The sequence below is a fragment of the Gordonia sputi NBRC 100414 genome, from assembly GCF_000248055.1.
In the GTDB taxonomy this organism is placed as follows: domain Bacteria; phylum Actinomycetota; class Actinomycetes; order Mycobacteriales; family Mycobacteriaceae; genus Gordonia; species Gordonia sputi.
In genome coordinates, this window is sequence record NZ_BAFC01000046.1 from 70,968 (window position 1) to 89,091 (window position 18,124).

Below are 18,124 nucleotides of genomic sequence, written 5' to 3' on the forward strand. Positions count from 1 at the left end.
CGATTCGCGTACAGGAACTGGAGGCTGTGGGGTCACGTGATCGGGGCGGCTCCTGAGAGTTCGACGACATCGACCGAGTCGACGTCGACCTGTGCCGGAAGGGGTGGCTGCGTCCCTGCCAGTCCGGCGGCCGCCGAGCCGTAGGCGACTGCAGTGCGCAGACGATCGGGTTCGGAGGCGCCTGCCGTGTACGCGATGAGGTATCCGGCCAGCGACGCATCACCTGCTCCGACGGTGCTGCGCGGCACGATCGGCGGCGGAGTGGCCAGCCAACTACCCTCAGCCGTCGTGAGTACCGCACCCGCCGCACCGAGGGTCGCGAGTACCGCTCCCTGCGTGGTGGCGATCAGCGTGCGCGATGCCGCCACGACCGGCAGGTAGTCGCGCGAGGCGATGGCAGCGGTCAGTTCGGCAGGGTCGATGCCACTGACCTCGGCGAGTTCTTCGTCGTTGGGTTTGATCAGGTCGACGGGCCCCGACATCGCCGCGCCCAGGGGTGCGCCCGACGTGTCGATCGCCACGCGGCGTCCGCTGTCGACGAGGCGGTCGGAGATGCGGCGATACCAGTTGTCGGGAACTCCCGGCGGAAGCGAGCCACACAGTGCCACCCACGACGCGTCCTCGGCGCCCCGGAGTACGAGCGCTGTCAGTTCGTCGAGTTCGGAAGGCGTGAGGGTGTGACCGGGCGCATTGATCTTCGTGGTCGTCCCGTCGTTCTCGGCCACCGTGATGTTGGTTCGGATCTGACCGTCGATGTCGACCGTGCGGTACGGCAGTGCGACGGCGTCGAGCGCCGTGAGCAACGGGTCGTCGGCGTGGGCGGGCAGTACCGCGACGGTGGGGATGCCGGCTTCCGCGACGACGCGGGACACGTTGACGCCCTTGCCGCCCGGCTCGACCCGGGTGGAGGTACTGCGTTGCACCTCGCCCCGCATCAACGGTCCTGCGATCTCCAGGGTGCGGTCGAGACTCGGGTTGGCTGTGACTGTGAGGATCATGCGATCACGACCTCGATGCCGTGTGCCGAGAGCGCCGCCGAGAACTCGGGGTCGATTCCGTCGTCGGTGATCAGGACGTCCACCTCGTCGAGCGGAGCGAACGAGCTGAAGTCCTCGCGGCCCATCTTCGACGAGTCGGCCAGCACCACGACGCGCTGCGCGGCAGCCACGATGGCCGACTTGACCGAGGCCTCCTCGGCGTCGGGGGTGGACAGGCCGTGGCCCTCACTGATCCCGTTGGTGCCGAGGAAGGCAACAGATGCCCGCATCTTTCCGAGCGCTGCGACGGTCTCGGCTCCGACTGCGGCCTGCGTGAGCCCACGGACCCGACCACCGACCATGAGCAGGGTGGCCCGTTCGTGTGCGGTGAGGGCCTGCCCGAGTTGGAGACTCGTCGAGATCACCGTGAGCCTGCGATCGGCGGGCAGCAGCTTGGCGGCCTGGTAGGTGGTGGTTCCGGCATCGAAGATGACCGATCCACCGTCCGAGGGCAGAAACCGGATCGCAGCTCGGGCGATCGCTGCCTTCTCTGCGGTCTGCGAGGACTCGCGTTGGGCGAGTCCGAGCTCGTTGACCACCTCGACCGTCCCGGCCTTGACGGCTCCGCCGTGGACGCGCTGCACGCTACCGCTGCGCTCGAGCACCGCGAGGTCGCGGCGCACGGTTTCGCTCGTCACGTCGAACCTGTCGGCGAGAGCGGTCACGGATGCGCGACCGTGCGCGCGCACCTGATCGGCTATTGCTCGCTGTCGCTCTTCGGCGTACACCTGTCGTCTCCGATCTGTGGTGTGGCCAACCTTTCGGCGAACCATCTGTGGGTCTGTGTTCTGTGGATCTGGCTGCTGGTGGATCTGTGTTTTGTGGATCACCGCGTGATTGGTTCTGTGTGGGATTCAATGTTGATATATCTGTGTTTACGCCCGTATGTGTTGACAAGTCAAGCGTTGCGAGTAACTTTGATCACAGAAATTCACGACGCCGGGTATTCCTCACAGATCACCGCACCCGGCCGATCGACCCGGAAGGCAGCAGACGCAATGGAGAATCACCTGGTAACGGAGAATCGGGTCACCATGAACGGTCAGGGAGGGTTGACAGGAACACCCGTCGTCGCGGGGTTTGCCTACGGGCCGGTGTTGTGGCCGGGTAAGCGCGTCGAGTACGACGAGACGTCACTCGGCACCGATCGCGTCATCGCCGACGACGAGCGCGACGCGGAGTCGGAACGCCTCGTCGCCGCCGCGGCAGTCGTCGCGGGCAGACTGCGTGATCGCGCATCGCACGCGTCGGGAGCTGCGGCCGAGGTTCTCGCCGCGACCGCCGGGTTGGCCGAGGATCGGGGATGGATCGGTGCGGCAAAGTCCCGTGTCGCGAAGGGGGTGCCGGCACCTGCCGCCGCGGTCGCCGCAACGGCGCAGTTCTCCGAGATGTTCGCCAAACTCGGCGGGTTGATGGCAGAGCGGATCACCGACCTCAACGACGTTCGTGACCGGGTGGTCGCCGAGTTGCTCGGTCGGCCGGAGCCGGGAATTCCGACGCCGAGCCAACCGTCGATCCTCTTCGCGGACGACCTCGCTCCGGCGGATACCGCCGGGCTCGATCCCGCGGTGATCGTCGGGCTGGCAACGCGTCTCGGCGGACCGACCAGTCATACCGCCATCATCGCGCGACAATTGGGCATCCCGTGCGTGGTCGCCGTGGCGCGATTGAGTGAGATCACCAGCGGCACAATGGTTTTGCTCGACGGCGGTGCGGGGTCGATCACCGTTGAGCCGGAGGAGTCCGAGGCACGCGAACTCGTCGAGCGCAGCGTTGCGGAGGCAGCGCTTGTCGCTGCGTGGCGTGGTCCTGGCCGAACTGCCGACGGCACCGACGTCGCCATCCTGGCGAATGTCGCCGATGGTGCGTCGGCGCGTCGCGCTGCCGATGCGCCGGTCGAGGGGATCGGGCTGTTCCGCACCGAGTTGGCATTTCTCGACAGGGCAGATGAACCCGATGTCGACGAACAGACGCGTCTGTACCGCGACGTGTTCGAAGCGTTCGCGGGCCAGAAAGTCGTCATCAGAACGCTCGACGCCGGTTCGGACAAGCCGCTGGCCTTCATCGAGCACCCGGACGAGGCGAACCCCGCACTCGGCGTACGCGGTAACCGAATCGGCGATGACCACCCCGAAATCGTGCGAACTCAGCTCGACGCGATCGCGCGCGCGGCAGAAGAATCCGGTACGACGCCGTGGGTCATGGCACCGATGATCGCCACGGCCGCGGAGGCCGCACAGTTCGCCGATCTCGTCCGTCAGCGTGGTCTGACGGCCGGCGTGATGATCGAGATCCCTGCAGCGGCAATTCTGGCGCCGGCGATCCTGGCCGAGGTCGACTTCGTGTCGATCGGAACCAACGACCTCACGCAGTACACGATGGCCGCCGACCGGATGTCGGCAGAACTTGCCGAACTGACCGACCCGTGGCAACCCGCGGTGCTCGCACTCATCTCGCAGGTCGCGACCGCCGGCGCCCAGCAGGGCAAACCCGTCGGCGTCTGTGGTGAGGCCGCGGCCGACCCGTCGCTCGCGTGTGTGCTCGTCGGACTGGGAGTCACCTCGCTGTCGGCGGCTCCGGCGGCGACAGCAGCAGTCGGGGCGAAGCTGTCGACGGTGACCATGGAGCAGTGCCGAGCCGCGGCCGCTGCCGCGCTTGCCACCTCGAGTCCGGCACTCGCCCGACGTGCCGCAGCCGAAAAACTCGACCACTGATACAGACCCCGCTGGTCAATGACCTGCGGGGCCCGGTTCAGCGCATCACACCCGGCGCATGACCGTCACGACCTTGCCGAGGATGGCGGCGTCGTCGCCGGGGATCGGATCGAAGAGCGGGTTGTGCGGCATCAGCCAGACGTGGCCGTCTTTGCGTTTGAAGGTCTTCACCGTCGCCTCGCCGTCGATCATCGCTGCGACGATGTCGCCGTTGTCGGCGACATTCTGCTGACGTACGACAACCCAGTCGCCGTCGCAGATCGCGGCGTCGATCATCGATTCGCCGACGACGCGCAGCAGGAACAACGAGCCCTCACCGACGAGCTCACGCGGGAGCGGGAAGACGTCTTCGACCGCCTCCTCCGCGAGAATCGGACCGCCCGCCGCGATACGGCCGAGTACCGGAACGAACGTGGGGGTCGGGAGATCTCCGTTGATGGCATCGGAGTGATGTGCATCGGGAGCCTCGGAGACGTTGACCGCTCGCGGACGGTTGGCGTCGCGCTTCAGCAGGCCCTTGCGCTCGAGAGTGCGCAACTGGTGTGCCACTGATGAGGTGGACGTGAGGCCGACGGCGTCGCCGATCTCTCGGATGCTCGGCGGATATCCACGCTCGCGTACCGACTTTCGGATCACATCGAGGACGCCACGCTGGCGATCGGTGAGTGTTGCCTCGGCGACGGCCGGATGGATCGGTGTCTCCTCGCCGCCTCCGCTCTTCTTGCCTTCGACGCTGCGACCGTTGCCCTTGGGCGACGTCGGGCTGCGTCGTGACTTCTCTGTCATCGGTTCCGTCCTTCCTGATGTTGATGCGGCTGCTGTTGTGAACCGGCTGCTGTTGTGGAGCAGGTGGTGGGGTGCGTCTTTCATCCATCGTCTGGCGCCGACAGTAGCGGAGGCCACTGACAACATCAAACATTTGTTCGACGTGTCGCAGGACTTTGTCGGACCCCTCTGGTAGAACTCGAACATCAGTGCATCGAACGCTTGATCGACCATTGGAGGTAGCGATGACCAGCTTGATGACCAACCCGGTGACCCGCACGATTCCCAGCCCGTCGAGTGCATCCGCGGCAACACCGCCGACCACCCGATCTGCAACGCCCCGACCTGCGTCGACGACGCGTTCTCGAGTTCACCGCGCCACGGTGGTCAGTGGACGCGCATCGTCGAATGCCGTGCGTAGCGAAGAGCTGCGTGTGGCGGGACATGTTCGAACAAGTGAGGTCCGACGGGCCGGCGCGGACGTCTCGCCGCAGCGCCGACGTCGGATTGCGTTCGATCACGGCACCTCTACACGTCCGGCAGGCACGCGATGCGCCGGTGGCGTCGGCGAGATGGTGGCTGCCCGTCGCCGGCGCGCAGCGGTCTTGGCGGTGCTCGCCGGAGTCGGGTTGGCGCTGACCGTGTGGGTCGTCGGGACCGTCGGTGCCGACTACCAGCGGGCGAGCATGCCGTCGTCGACCTCCACGCAGGTGGTCCACGTGCGTTCCGGTGAATCGCTGAGCTCGATCGCGGCGCGGGTCGCGCCCGATATGCCGCGTCAGACCGTCATCGACGAGATCATCGACCTCAACGATCTGCCGTCGAGCGGGCTGCGCGTTGGCCAACCGCTTGTCACACCCGCGTACCGCTGAGCGCTGGCGGTATTCTCGATGTCACAGGGTCCAGTCGGAAACCGACACGGTCACCGCTGCGGTCTCGCTTCCGCCGGTCGTCAGACGATCGGACCAAGCCAGATCGACGGAGCCGCTGCGTCCCGCGATTCGCACGAGGACTACATGCGCTGCCCGTTTTGTAAGAACGAAGACACCAAGGTCGTCGATTCGCGTGTCGCCGATGAGGGGCAGGCGATCCGCCGACGTCGCGCGTGCAGCGAATGTGGGCGACGTTTCTCCACGGTTGAGAGTGCTGTTCTGGCAGTCGTGAAGCGCAACGGAGTGACGGAGCCGTTCAGCAGAGAAAAGGTGATGCGCGGGGTGCGCCGCGCGTGCCAGGGACGTCACGTGAACGAAGACGATCTCGCGCAGTTGGCTCAGCAGGTCGAAGACGCGGTGAGATCGTCGGGTTCCGCTGAGATCCCCAGCAACGAGGTGGGTCTGGCCATTCTCGGCCCGCTGCGCGACCTCGACGAGGTGGCATATCTACGTTTTGCCTCGGTCTATCGCTCGTTCGATTCGCTCGAAGACTTCCAGCGTGAGATCGACGACCTCCGGGGCAACCTCACCGGATCCCACGAAGGCGCAGACGACCTCGACACACCCGCCACCCGCGACGACACTGTCGATGCTGCGTCGAGTTCAGCGCGTCCGGTGTCAACCGAGTCGGTCAAGAGCTCGTAGCGCGCGCTTCTCCGAAATGGGGTAGGCGGTCCCGAGCTTCTGGGCGAAGAGGCTGACCCGAAGTTCCTCGACAATCCACTGCGCTTCCTCGCTGACGGTGTCTCGGCGCGATTCGGGAAGCTGTGTCAGGCGCTGGTTCCAGCGCTCGGTGACTCTGTCGATGGCGGCCATTCCATCGCGGTCGCGAGTGGCCGCGGCAGGAAGTTGCTCGAGACGCTGCCGTGCGGCGGTCAGGTATCGCGGAACGTGCTGCAGGTGTTCGCGTGCCGTGGCCAGGACGAATCCATCGAAGACCAGGTTGTTGAACTGTTCGGCGACGTCGTCGCACGCTGTCTGACCCGAGTGGCGGTCGATCTCGGCACGTAGGGGAGCCACCTCGCGCAAGACCTCGACGGCGAGCGCGAAGTACTCCGGCGCCGCCGCTGAGATACGCGGCCGGAGCGCCGAGACGAGTTCTTCGAAGGCCGACGGCGTGCGGATCGAGCCGAGATCGACTGCTGCGGGCGCGATGTCGCGAATCGCCCTGCGGGTGCAGTCGGAATACAGCGCGTCGGGCGACTCGTAGGGACTCTGACTCAGTGCCAGTCGATCCGCCGGGTCGAGTCCTGCGCTGATCTTGCGCGAGAGTGGCGCGATCGCGTGGTCGAGCAGTTCGATGACGGCACCGTGCAGTTGCACACGTCGCTGTGCGTCCGACGTCGCGAGCGTCCGTGCCACCCCACGGTTGCGCTCTCCGTCGACGACCTCGAGTGACGGATAGCGTGTGATCTGTTGTCCGGCAACGGTATCGACGTTCGACTCGGCGAGTGTTCCGATTCCGTCTGTCGTCCACGTCGTGTACACCCGACGCGGCGTCGGCGCGGGCGCGTCACCCTCGATGCGTCGGCGGAGGTCGGCAAGGGACTTGCCGGTGGCGACCGACTCCTCGCGCTCGTCGATTACGACGAAGTTCATCCGAAGGTAGGCGGGGAGTCTCTCGGGAGCGAAGTCGTCAGCCGCAATCGTCTGCCCGGTGATCGTCGACAGTTCACGCGCGAGGCCCGTGATAAGCGGCTCGCGGCGTGGGGTGAGGCGAGACAGAGCGAGATCGGCGAATCGTCCGGCGGGGGCCATCGTTTTGCGGATGGTCTTGGGCAGTGTCTTGATCAACTCGGTGGCGAGTTCGCTGCGCATTCCCGGGACCAGCCAGTCAAAGCCAGCAGGACGCACGTGCCGCAACAGTGGACGCGGAATGAGTACGGACACACCGTCATCGGGCGCGCCGGGCTCGAATCGGTAGCGCAGGCGGTAGCGGGTATCGCCCTGTTGCCACTCGCCGGGATAGTCGGCATCGGCGACGTGGACGTCGGCGGCGACGTCCTCCGGGGTGAGGTCGAGCAGCGCCTGGTCGGCTCTGCGCGCCTTCTTCCACCAGGTGTCGAAGTGGCGTGCCGAGGTGACCTCGGCGCCGATGCGATGGTCGTAAAAGTCGAACAGTTGGTCTTCGGTGATCACCACGTCGCGGCGTCGTGCGCGGTGTTCGACTTCGGCGGCGTCGGACAGCAGCGCCCGATTGCGTTCGAAGAACGGATGATTCGTCTTCCAATCGCCTTCGACGAGGGCGTGCCGGATGAACATGTCGCGCGCCGCCGCGGGGTCGATGGGGCCGTAGTCGACGCGGCGTCGGGCCACCAACGGGACGCCGTAGAGCGTCGCACGTTCGTATGCCATCGTCGCACCGCGCTTCGACGACCAGTGCGGCTCGCTGTATGTGCGTTTGACCAGGTCGCCTGCGAGTCGTTCGGCCCACAGCGGGTCGATTCCCGCGACGGTGTGCGCGAAAAGTCGTGACGTTTCCAGGATCTCGGCGGCCATCAGGAACGCGGGCGGCTTCTTGGAGAGTGACGAGCCGGGGAAGATCATCAGGGTCGTGTTGCGTGCGCCCGTGTACTCCCGACCCTCGGCGTTGCGCGCGGCGATGTTGCTCAGGAGCCCGGACAGTATCGCCTGGTGGATCGCATCGGTGTGGTGTGACACCTCTGGCTCGCCGGAATTCTTCGACGCCCCAGACTCTTTTGATGTTCCAGACTCTTTCGATGTTCCGGCGTCGTTCGTCGACCAGCCGAGATCGTCGACGATGCGCCGTAGCTGTCGGTGCAGATCCTGCCATTCGCGGATGCGGAGGTAGTGGAGGAACTCGCGCTCGCAGGTGCGGCGGAACTGGTTGCCGGACAGTTCCTGTCGTTTCTCCTGAAGGTAGCGCCACAGTGCGAGGTAACCCATGAAGTCGGACCCTGGCACGACGAACCGCTTGTGTGCAGCGTCGGCAGCCTCGCGATGATCGCCGGGCCGCTCACGAACGTCGGGAATCGACAGCGCGGCGGCGATGACCAGAACGTCGGCGAGACAACCGGATTCGTGCCCGGCGATCAGCATGCGCGCGACCCTCGGCTCGACCGGGATGCGCGACATCGTGCGTCCGACAGGCGTCAATCGCGGTGTGGTGTCGGTCTTGTCGGTCGTCGTGATCGCACCGAGCTCGGTGAGAACTCCGATGCCGTCGCGGATTCCGCGCGCGTCGGGAGGTTGGACGAAGGGGAAGTCGGCGATGTCGCCGAGCCGCAGCGACGCCATCTGCAAGATGACCGAGGCAAGGTCGGTGCGGAGGATCTCGGGGTCGGTGAAGGCGGGGCGGGCGTCGAAGTCGGCCTCGCTGTACAGGCGGATGCAGATGCCGGGGGCAACTCGCCCGCACCGCCCGGCGCGCTGGCGGGCGCTCGCCTGCGAGATCGGTTCGACCGGAAGTCGATGGATCTTGGTGCGCGCCGAGTATCGCGAGATACGTGCGGTACCCGTGTCGATGACGTAGCGGATGCCCGGGACGGTCAGCGAGGTCTCGGCGACGTTGGTGGACAACACGATTCGATTGCCACGCGACGGTGTGAACACCTTCTGTTGTTCGGCGATCGACAATCGTGCGTACAGCGGAACCACCTCGGCACCCGCCGCGACGCGTCGGGACAGCGAGTCCGCCGCCTCACGGATGTCACGTTCGGTGGGCAGAAACACCAGGATGTCGCCACCGGCGTTGCTGCGCCCCCACAACTCGTCGATGGCGGCGTCGATGCCCTGGATCTGGTCGAGGTCGGCGTGCTCGCCGCCACCGCGTTCGTCACCGGTGTCGGGGCCGTCGGAGGAGACGAGCGGGCGGTAGCGGACGTCGACGGGGTACGCCCGCCCCGACACCTCGAGGACGGGGACCTCGGCGTCGGGTGTCGTGAAATGCCGCGCAAATCTGTCGGGTTCGATCGTCGCCGACGTGATGATGAGCTTGAGGTCGGGGCGACGGGGGAGCAGTCGGTGCAGGTAGCCGAGGATGAAATCGATGTTGAGGCTTCGTTCATGCGCCTCGTCGATGATCAGCGTGTCGTAGGCGCGCAGCATCGGATCGGTGGCGATCTCGCGCAGCAGGATGCCGTCGGTCATCACCTTCACGAGAGTGTCGGCGCCGGAGCGGTCCGAGAACCTCACCGAGTACCCCACGGCATCGCCGATCTCGGTGTTCGTCTCGTCGGCGATACGCCGTGCCACGGAACTCGCGGCGATACGCCTCGGCTGGGTGTGACCGATGGCGCCGCGCACGCCTCGGCCGAGCTCCAGGCAGATCTTGGGAAGCTGGGTGGTCTTGCCCGATCCGGTTTCGCCCGCGATCACCACGACCTGGTGAGCGGCGATCGCGGCTGCGATCTCGTCGCGGGCCTCCGAGACCGGTAGCTCCGGTGGGAACTCGAGCACCGGAACGGATGCTCGACGACGCTCGATGCGTCGTGAGGCGGCGTCGATGTCTTGCGAGAGTGCCGCCACCGCATCGGCGTTCGGCGACGCACCGAGCTTGTCGACGCGGCGTCGAAGGCGGTGCTGGTCGACGATCGTCAGATCGGTCAGTCGACGTCGAAGCGAGCGTTGATCCGTCGAAGAAGGCTGCGTCGCCGCGGCGGTGGAGTCGCCGGGCTGTGATTCGGGGGAGACGGACATGATCTTTCAAGGATATGTGTCGGTACATGGTGGGACGCAGTCCGACCTCTCGCCGGTGAACGTACTGACGACCCTGAGTGCCCTGACCGCGATGCCGCCGGGCATCATTGACCCCATGTCAGGTTCACTGTGGCACGGATTCGCCGATATGGGGTCGGTCAGCGCAAGCGGCCCATTTGTGATCACGCGGGGTGAGGGCACCCGCGTGTGGGACCGCGATGGCAACGAGTATCTCGACGCCACCGCCGGTCTGTGGTTCACCAACATCGGTCACGGGCGCACCGAGGTCGCGCAGGCGGTGGCCGATCAGCTCTCGACGCTCGCGCACTATTCGGGATTCGGCGATCTCACCGCAGACGTCACCGACGCGCTCGCCGACCGGCTTGCGACCATCGCGCCGGTTGCCGGGAGCAAGATCTTCTTCACCTCCGGCGGAAGCGACTCGATCGACACCGCTGCGAAACTCGCGCGGCGTTACTGGGTGGAGGTCGGCAAGCCGGAGAAGACGATCATCGTCGGTCGGACCAAGGCCTACCACGGCATGCATGTCGCGGGCACCTCGCTCGCGGGCATCCCCGGTAACCACGACGGCTACGGAACCCTGATGCCCGACGCACAGACCGTCGAGTGGGACGACGCCAAAAGCCTGCTCGGTCTGATCGAACGCGTCGGCGCCGACAAGGTCGCCGCGTTCTTCTGCGAGCCGATCATCGGTGCAGGCGGCATCTACCTTCCGCCCGAGGGTTATCTGGCCGAGGTCCGACAGATCTGCCGCGACAATGACGTGCTGTTCGTCGCCGACGAAGTGGTGACCGGCTTCGGCCGTATCGGCGGCGAGAGCTGGTTCGCTTCGGCGCGCTTCGACCTCCAGCCCGACATGATGACCACGGCCAAGGGCTTGACGTCGGGGTACGTCCCGATGGGTGCGGTGTTCATCGCACCGCGTGTCGCCGAACCCTTCTACGCCGGTGGTGTTTGGTGGCGTCACGGCTACACCTACGGCGGCCACGCGGGAGCCGCGGCAGCCGCGATGGCCAACCTCGACATCATCGAGCGGGAGGGCCTCCTAGCCGAGGCGGCGAGGCTCGAGGGCGACCTGGCAGACAAGCTCGCCCCGCTCGCCGACCTCGCCGCGGTGTCCGAGGTGCGCACCGGACTCGGTGCGGTGACGGCCGTCCAACTCGCCGATCCGGCGCAGGCGCCCGCAGCGGTCGGTGCCCTGCGTAAGCACGGCGTGAGCACTCGCGCCGCAGGCCAGGGCGCGCTGCAGGTGTCGCCGTCGTTCGTGATGACGACAGCGGAGGTCGGCGAGCTGGCCGACCGTATCGGCGCAGCGCTGGGCTGAGTCGATTGAAGCCGGCCCGGTCAAAGCTGGGCTGATTGAAGCTTGGTCGGTCAGCCCTGGGCCGTCGGCAAGACCTCGATCGACGCGGCGTTGACGGCGGCCGGAAGCGACACTGACCAGGCGACCGCCTCCGCGATCGCGGACGCGGGGATCGGCGGGTTCTGTACGGCGAACCCGGCCAGGAACTCCTTGGAGCCCGGGTAGGTCATGTCGCGGCCCAGGTCCGACTCCGTCATCCCCGGTTCGATGGCCCGCACGCGGATACCGTTGGGGCCCAGTTCTGCTCGGAGGGTTCGTGTGAGGTGCGAGACGGCGGCCTTCGTCGCCGTGTAGGCCGCGTACGTCGGCAGCACGATGTGCGCGCCGATCGAACTGATGAGCACAAGGTCGGCGGATCGTCCGTGCGCTGCGGCCGCGCGCAGGCCCGGGATGGCGGCGCGAGCGGTGTCGAGCACGCCCATCACGTTCACATCGAGCATTCGACGCCACTCATCGCGGTCGGCGTCGTCGAACGGCGCGGCAAGCATCGCACCGGCGTTGGCGACAACGAGATCCGGTGCGCCGATGCGCTGCGTCACCTCCTCGAACGCTGCGGCGACGTCACGCGGATCACTGACATCCGTCGCGATGGCGAGGCCGTCGAACTCCTCGGCGACCGCGGTGAGCTTGTCGATCCGACGACCGAGCAACGCGACGCGCGCTCCGCGCGACGCCAGCGTCCTTGCCGTCGCGGCGCCGATACCCGTGCCCGCGCCGGTCACCACCGCGATACGGGCGTCGAGAGTTGCGGTGTTCTCATTTTGTGTCCGTGCTTCTTGTGTCCGGGCTTCTTGTGTCATGGCTACAAGGATCGAGCGGCTCGGACGGCACGAACAGACCGCGTCGTGAGGGGTCCTCGCGCTACCTGGCTGCTGATCGCTGCGAGCCTAGACTTTCGCTATGACCGCACTCGGTGAGTTCCTGCGCGCCCGCCGCGAGCGCGTCGACCCTGCGACGCTCGGTCTGCGGACGGTCGGCCCGCGGCGTACGCCCGGTCTACGTCGCGAGGAGGTGGCGAGTCTCGCAGGGATCAGCGTCGAATATCTTGTCCGGCTGGAGCGTGGACGCGATCGCAATCCGTCGGCTGCGGTGGTCGCGTCGCTGGCTGATGTGCTCGGCCTCGACGATTCCGAACGTGAGCATCTCGCCGCGCTCGCCGATGTACGTATCGACGTCGACTTCGCCGATCACGAGGTGGTCGAGCCGATCAGAGACCTGATGGCTCAGTGGCACCAGCCGGCGATCGTGATGAATCGGTTCATGGACCTCCTCGCGATCAACGACGCCGGCGCGGCATTGCACGGGGCGATCGGAATCGAGCCGGGAGACAACATGTTGCGCAAGCTCTTTCTGGATCCGCACGCGCCGTCGATCTATCCCGACTACGAGCAGGTGGCCGCCGAGACCGTCGCCAACCTGCGATCGCTCACCGGAGCAGATATCGATCACCCACGTTTACGTGACCTTGTCGGCGAACTCTCGCTGCACAGCCCGCTTTTCGCCGAGATCTGGGCCCGCAACGAGGTCCAGGTGAAGTCCAGCGGTGCCAAGCGAATGGTGCTCGTCGACGTCGGCGTCGTCGAATTACGTTGGGACACCCTCGAAGTCGCCGGTGCGCGGGGTCAGAGGGTTGTGGTCTACCAGCCCGTCGAGGGCACCGGCAGCGCCGAGAAGCTCGCCCGACTCGACGCCGCCGCCAGGATCGGTGTGGTCGGTAGCTGATCCGAACAGCACACTGCCCCGGCCTCTGGTGAGACCGGGGCAGTGCAGTGGGTGATAGATCAGGCGTTCGCCAGCACCTCGGTGGTGGTAATGGCCTGCGCCACACCGGTAACCGTTGCGGCGACCTTGACGGCCTCCCAGACCTGTTCCTTGGTCAGGCCGGCGTCACGGACGACCTTCGCGTGTGCTGCGGTGCAGTCGTGGCAACCGTTGATGGTCGACACTGCGAGGCTCCACAGCTCGAAGTCGGTCTTGTCGACGCCGGGGTTGCCGATGATGTTCATCCGCAGACCCATGCGCACCTGCCCGTAGTCGTCGCCGAGAAAACTCTTGGCGCGGTAGGCGACATTGTTCATGCCCATGATCGACGCCGCGCCGAGCGCCGCGTTGTAGGCCTCGGCCGACAGGTTGTCCGCCGCTTCCTCGGACACCTCGGCCAGCACCTTCGCGTTGCGCGATGCCGCAGCCGACGCGAGGAAGGTGCCCCAGAGCTGCTGCTCGGAGAGTTCTGTCGAACGCGCCAGCGAACTCAGATTGAGCTTGAGGTCCTTGGCGTACTCGGGGAGGGCTTCCTTGAGATTGTCGATGCTCATGCCGATTCCTCTCAGACGCTTGCGGTGAGGAGCTCGCCGGCGTCGATGGTCGGATCGCCCTTCTTCCAGTTGCAGGCACACAGTTCGTCGGACTGCAGTGCGTCGAGAACACGCAGCACCTCGTCGACGTTGCGGCCGACGGAACCGGCGGTCACCGAGACGAACTGGATCTCGTTGTTGGGGTCGATGATGAACGTCGCGCGATCGGCGACACCGTCGGCGTTGAGAACGCCTGCGGCGGTGGCGAGCTCACGCTTGAGGTCGCTCAGCATCGGGAAGGGGAGGGTCTTGAGATCCTCGTGCTGTGCGCGCCACTGGAAGTGGACGAACTCGTTGTCGACGGACGCACCGAGAACCTGGGCGTCGCGATCGGCGAACTCGTCGTTCAGCTTTCCGAAGGCGGCAATCTCGGTCGGGCACACGAACGTGAAGTCCTTGGGCCAGAAGAAGACAATGCGCCACTTGCCGGGGTGATCGTCGCTCGACACCTGGGTGAAATAGTCGTCGGGCTGCTGGGCGTCCACCTTGCTCAGGTCGCCTCCGATGACTGCCGTCAGGTTGTAGGCGGGGAACTGGTCTCCGATGGTCAGAAGAGCCATGTGTGTTGTCGCTCCTTCGTGTCGATTGCGTTCGTGGGTGGCGCGCGAACTCACGTTCTGCAGTTGCCTCTCAATTCTGCCGAAAAGCCACCAAAAGCGAAACGTGATGATTAGCACTAGACTGATAGGCATGAGTGATAAAAGTTATCAGCCGTCGGTAGCGGGTCTGCGGGCGTTCGTCGCACTCGCTCGAAAACGCCATTTCGGCGCTGCGGCAACAGAACTCGGCGTCAGCCAGCCGTCGCTGTCACAAGCACTCGCAGGCCTCGAGGCCGGGTTGGGCAAGCAACTCATCGAACGTACAACGCGGCGTGTCTTCGTGACACCGGAGGGCGAGATGCTCCTACCCAAGGCGATCGCGGTGACCGACGCCGTCGACGAATTCCTCTCTGCGTCCGCGGGTTCCGACGATCCGCTTGCCGGTACTCTGCGACTCGGCCTGATCCCAACGGTCGCGCCGTACGTTCTGCCGACCGTGCTGCGCGGGCTCGCGGCCGAATTGCCCTCTCTCGCTTTGCGGGTCGTCGAGGACCAGACGGCACGACTGGTGGCGCAGCTACGGGAGGGATCTCTCGACGCCGCGTGTCTCGCGCTACCCGCCGACGTGCCCGGCCTTGCCGAGATACCGATGTACGCCGAGGATTTCGTGCTGGCGCTGCCGTCCGATCATCCGCTGGCCGGACGCAAGCGCGTCGACCCGAGTTCGCTCGCCGACCTTCCGCTCCTGCTGCTCGACGAGGGGCACTGCCTACGCGACCAGGCGCTCGAGGTGTGCCGACTGGCGGGCGTGCGCGCCGACATCGGGCACACCAGAGCGGCGTCGTTGGCGACTGCGGTGCAGTGCGTCGAAGGTGGTCTGGGCGTCACGCTGATCCCGGGTACCGCCGTTGCCGCCGAAACCGCGGGCGGCGACCTCGCGACCGCGACATTCACGACGCCGCGGCCTGGGCGTCGAATCGGGTTGGTCTACCGCGAGTCGTCGGGTAGGGGTGAGTCGTATCGGCGCCTGGCGTCCATCATCGCCGGCCTTGTCGAACAGACGGGCGCGGTGCGTGTGGAGAAGGCGGCTGCCGTGTGAGCGTGATTCGGTCAGTGTTCCTCGGCGAGCGCGTCGGCGGCAGCGGTGCGGGCCAACTCTTCCCACTCGTCGAGGAGGCTGGAGTCGACGTCGCGGACCATGTCGCCGACGCGTTCGGTGAGTTCGACGATCTCGTCGGTCAGCACGGTGGTCGGAACACCCTGGCGCAACACGCGATAACAGTCGGATAGGTACCGCAGTACCACTCCTTCGCTGCGGGCGAGACCGTAGGCAGAGATCAGTTCGGTGAACGTCATCGCTCGCTCGAGCATGAGCCGCAGAACCGACTTCGGCGACGGCGGAAACCCCGCAATCCACGGGTGGGTCCTGCGGTAGACACCGAAGGCGTAATCGATTTCCTCGGCGAGCGGTTGCGGCCAGGTGATCTCCTCGAGCCGCGCCATGCGCTCCTCGTACTCGACGCCGTCGGCTTTCATCTCGGCGATCGCAGCGTCGCGCGCTTCCTTGCGCTGGGCCATCAGCACCGGGCGGGGATCGTCGAGAGTGGATTCGAGAATCGAGACGACGTCGAGCGCATAGGTCGACGAATCCGGATCGAGTAGCTCGAATGCGGCGAGCGCGAACGCCGACAGCGGGTTGGTGAGCGCGAAGTTCTCGGGCATGTCGACGCTCAGCGCGACGTATCGGCCCTCGTCGTCGGGTTCGGGTAGTTGCACGACGATGCCCGCGTCGCGCAGGTCACGGTAGAGACGAATGGTGTGGCGGATCTGTCCCAGTTGTCGATTGCGGGGAAGATGGTTGTCCTCCAACAGATGTCGCGTTGCCGCGAAGCAATCTCCCGGCCTGCCGAGGACTTCGAGCAACATCGCGGTCGTCATGCGGAAGTGCGAGCGCAACGGCTCGTCCGGTGCATCGACGAGCTGCAGGAACGTTTTCTCGCCCCAGGAGACGAAACCCTCGGGTGGCTTCTTGCGCACCAGCTTTCGCAGCTTCTTCGGGTCGTCGCCCGCCTTGGCGACCGCGCGGGCGTTCTCGACGTCGTGCTCGGGTGCCTGCGCGACGACGTAGCCGATGGTGTCGAAGCCCGCGCGCCCGGCGCGCCCGGCGATCTGGTGGAACTCGCGGGCGCGCAGACGGCGTACGCGCGTGCCGTCGTATTTGCTCAGACCGGCGAACAGAACGGTACGGATGGGCACGTTGATGCCGACCCCGAGGGTGTCGGTACCCGCGATGACCTTGAGAAGTCCTTGCTGTGCAAGGCGTTCGACGAGCCGTCGGTAGCGCGGCAGCATGCCTGCGTGGTGGACCCCGATGCCCGCGCGGAGCAGCTTCGACAGGGTGGAGCCGAATCCGGTGGAGAAGCGGAAGTCGCCGATGGCCTCGGCGATCTGAGCCTTCTCCTCCTTGGTGGTGATACGTGCGGACAAGAGGGCCTGCGCACGCTCGACCGCTGCTGCCTGCGTGAAGTGCACGACGTAGATCGGTGCGCGACCCGCGTCGATGAGTCCCTCGATCGTCTCGTGGATGGGTGTCATCGCATACGTGTATTCGAGGGGGACCGGTCGATGGGTTCCGGTGACCGCGGTGGTGGTGCGGCCGGTGCGTCGCGACAGGTCGTCGACGAAGAAGCTGATGTCGCCGAGCGTCGCCGACATCAGGAGGAACTGCGTGTGCGGAAGCTCGATCAGTGGGACTTCCCACGCCCATCCGCGATCGGATTCGCCGTAGAAGTGGAACTCGTCGGAGACGAGCACGCCGATATCGCTGTTCGGACCGTCGCGAAGTGCGAGGTTCGCGACGATCTCGGCGGTCGCGCAGATGATCGGAGCATTGGAGTTGACCGACGCGTCGCCGGTCATCAGGCCGACCTGGTCGGCCCCGAACTGCGCGCACAGATCGAAGAACTTCTCGCTGACCAGTGCCTTGATCGGCGCGGTGTAGAACGCGCGCTGACCCCGACATCGGGCGAAGTAGATGGCGCCGGATGCCACGAGCGACTTGCCCGAACCGGTCGGTGTGGCCAGGATGACGTTGTTACCCGAGATCAACTCGAGCAGCGACTCCTCCTGATGCGGATACAGGTCGATGCCGCGCTCGGCCCACCATCCGGTGAACGTGTCGAATGCGGCGTCGTCGTCGGCGACGGGGGTCAGCGTCGTCGCTGACCCGGAAATGGACTCGTCGATCAGTTCGGCGATGACGAACCGCCGTTGCCGTCCCCATCGTGGAGGTCTCCGGTGCCGTCCGGATCGACGTCGCCACGCGATTGCTCCGCCAGGAACCGCTCGAGTTCGGCGCCGAGCTCGTCGCCGCTGGGCAGCGGTTCGTCGGCGGCGAGCAGAGATGCGCGCTGCGTCTGTGCCTCGGTGAAGCTGTCGTACTGCGCCTCGAGCGCCGCGACGACGGATTCGATCTCACCGTTGCCCGACACCTCGGCGTCGACCTGCTCGCGGACCGCGGCTGCTGCGGATTCGAGTGCGCCGGTGGGCAATTCGAGTCCGGTAAGTCCCGACACCGCCTCGAGCAGACGCGCTGACGCTGCCGGGTAATCGGTCTGGGAGAGGTAGTGCGGCACGTGTACCGACAGTCCCGAGGTACGTCGTCCGCCCTGGCCCAGGCGCAGCTCCAAGAGCATCGACGCACTCGCGGGAAGCTTCATCTGCGAACCCCACGTGGGCAG

15 protein-coding genes are annotated in these 18,124 nt (G+C 66.1%); 6 read left to right on the forward strand and 9 right to left on the reverse strand.

The window, feature by feature from the left end; all coding sequences use genetic code 11:
* Positions 1 to 32: 32 nt before the first annotated feature.
* Positions 33 to 998 (reverse strand): 1-phosphofructokinase family hexose kinase, encoded by a 966-nt coding sequence (locus GOSPT_RS07115; protein ID WP_005204577.1) that lies wholly within the window; start codon positions 996 to 998, stop codon positions 33 to 35.
* A complete protein-coding gene (locus tag GOSPT_RS07120) occupies positions 995 to 1,765 on the reverse strand; it encodes a DeoR/GlpR family DNA-binding transcription regulator (protein WP_005204579.1) in 771 nt (256 codons plus the stop codon). The genes GOSPT_RS07115 and GOSPT_RS07120 overlap by 4 nt, the downstream gene beginning before the upstream one ends.
* A 270-nt stretch (positions 1,766 to 2,035) precedes the next feature.
* Between GOSPT_RS07120 and ptsP the strand changes: the two genes are divergently transcribed.
* Complete coding sequence (gene ptsP / locus GOSPT_RS07125; protein ID WP_005204581.1) at positions 2,036 to 3,751, forward strand: phosphoenolpyruvate--protein phosphotransferase; 1,716 nt, start codon at positions 2,036 to 2,038, stop codon at positions 3,749 to 3,751.
* Between the two features lie 45 nt (positions 3,752 to 3,796).
* Here the strand turns inward: ptsP and lexA are convergent, their stop codons facing one another.
* On the reverse strand, positions 3,797 to 4,537 hold the full coding sequence (lexA, locus tag GOSPT_RS07130; protein WP_005204583.1) for a transcriptional repressor LexA: 741 nt from the start codon (positions 4,535 to 4,537) through the stop codon (positions 3,797 to 3,799).
* A 224-nt stretch (positions 4,538 to 4,761) separates the two neighbouring features.
* Here lexA and GOSPT_RS24275 point away from each other — a divergent pair, with 224 nt between their 5' ends.
* Positions 4,762 to 5,388, forward strand: a complete 627-nt coding sequence (locus tag GOSPT_RS24275; protein WP_231894498.1) for a LysM peptidoglycan-binding domain-containing protein — start codon at positions 4,762 to 4,764, stop codon at positions 5,386 to 5,388.
* A 144-nt stretch (positions 5,389 to 5,532) separates the two neighbouring features.
* Positions 5,533 to 6,093: a transcriptional regulator NrdR gene (gene nrdR, locus GOSPT_RS07140; protein WP_039855095.1), complete on the forward strand. Its 561-nt coding sequence runs from the start codon at positions 5,533 to 5,535 to the stop codon at positions 6,091 to 6,093.
* Here the strand turns inward: nrdR and hrpA are convergent.
* Positions 6,067 to 10,107: an ATP-dependent RNA helicase HrpA gene (gene hrpA / locus GOSPT_RS07145; RefSeq protein WP_005204589.1), complete on the reverse strand. Its 4,041-nt coding sequence runs from the start codon at positions 10,105 to 10,107 to the stop codon at positions 6,067 to 6,069. The two genes, nrdR and hrpA, sit on opposite strands and share 27 nt — an antisense overlap.
* Before the next feature lie 115 nt (positions 10,108 to 10,222).
* Between hrpA and GOSPT_RS07150 the strand changes: the two genes are divergently transcribed.
* Positions 10,223 to 11,452 (forward strand): aminotransferase family protein, encoded by a 1,230-nt coding sequence (locus GOSPT_RS07150; protein ID WP_039855096.1) that lies wholly within the window; start codon positions 10,223 to 10,225, stop codon positions 11,450 to 11,452.
* Between the two features lie 50 nt (positions 11,453 to 11,502).
* Here the strand turns inward: GOSPT_RS07150 and GOSPT_RS07155 are convergent, their stop codons facing one another.
* Positions 11,503 to 12,291: an SDR family oxidoreductase gene (locus GOSPT_RS07155; protein WP_005204593.1), complete on the reverse strand. Its 789-nt coding sequence runs from the start codon at positions 12,289 to 12,291 to the stop codon at positions 11,503 to 11,505.
* Between the two features lie 100 nt (positions 12,292 to 12,391).
* Between GOSPT_RS07155 and GOSPT_RS07160 the strand changes: the two genes are divergently transcribed.
* Positions 12,392 to 13,213, forward strand: coding sequence for a helix-turn-helix transcriptional regulator (locus tag GOSPT_RS07160; protein WP_005204595.1), 822 nt, complete (start codon positions 12,392 to 12,394; stop codon positions 13,211 to 13,213).
* Positions 13,214 to 13,272: 59 nt separating this feature from the next.
* Here GOSPT_RS07160 and ahpD read toward each other — a convergent pair whose 3' ends face one another.
* Positions 13,273 to 13,806 carry an alkylhydroperoxidase, AhpD family gene (gene ahpD / locus GOSPT_RS07165; protein WP_005204597.1) on the reverse strand — a complete coding sequence of 178 codons (534 nt, stop codon included), beginning with the start codon at positions 13,804 to 13,806 and terminating at the stop codon, positions 13,273 to 13,275.
* Between the two features lie 11 nt (positions 13,807 to 13,817).
* The gene (locus GOSPT_RS07170) at positions 13,818 to 14,405 is read right to left on the reverse strand and encodes a peroxiredoxin (RefSeq protein WP_005204599.1); all 588 of its coding nucleotides are present in this window, start codon (positions 14,403 to 14,405) and stop codon (positions 13,818 to 13,820) included.
* Positions 14,406 to 14,535: 130 nt separating this feature from the next.
* Here GOSPT_RS07170 and GOSPT_RS07175 point away from each other — a divergent pair, with 130 nt between their 5' ends.
* Positions 14,536 to 15,483, forward strand: coding sequence for a hydrogen peroxide-inducible genes activator (locus tag GOSPT_RS07175; protein ID WP_039855072.1), 948 nt, complete (start codon positions 14,536 to 14,538; stop codon positions 15,481 to 15,483).
* An 11-nt stretch (positions 15,484 to 15,494) separates the two neighbouring features.
* Here the strand turns inward: GOSPT_RS07175 and GOSPT_RS07180 are convergent, their stop codons facing one another.
* Positions 15,495 to 17,618, reverse strand: a complete 2,124-nt coding sequence (locus tag GOSPT_RS07180; RefSeq protein WP_083837459.1) for a DEAD/DEAH box helicase — start codon at positions 17,616 to 17,618, stop codon at positions 15,495 to 15,497.
* Between the two features lie 11 nt (positions 17,619 to 17,629).
* Positions 17,630 to 18,124, reverse strand: a 495-nt coding sequence (locus GOSPT_RS07185) for a PAC2 family protein (protein ID WP_005204611.1), incomplete at its 5' end; no start/stop codon positions are given.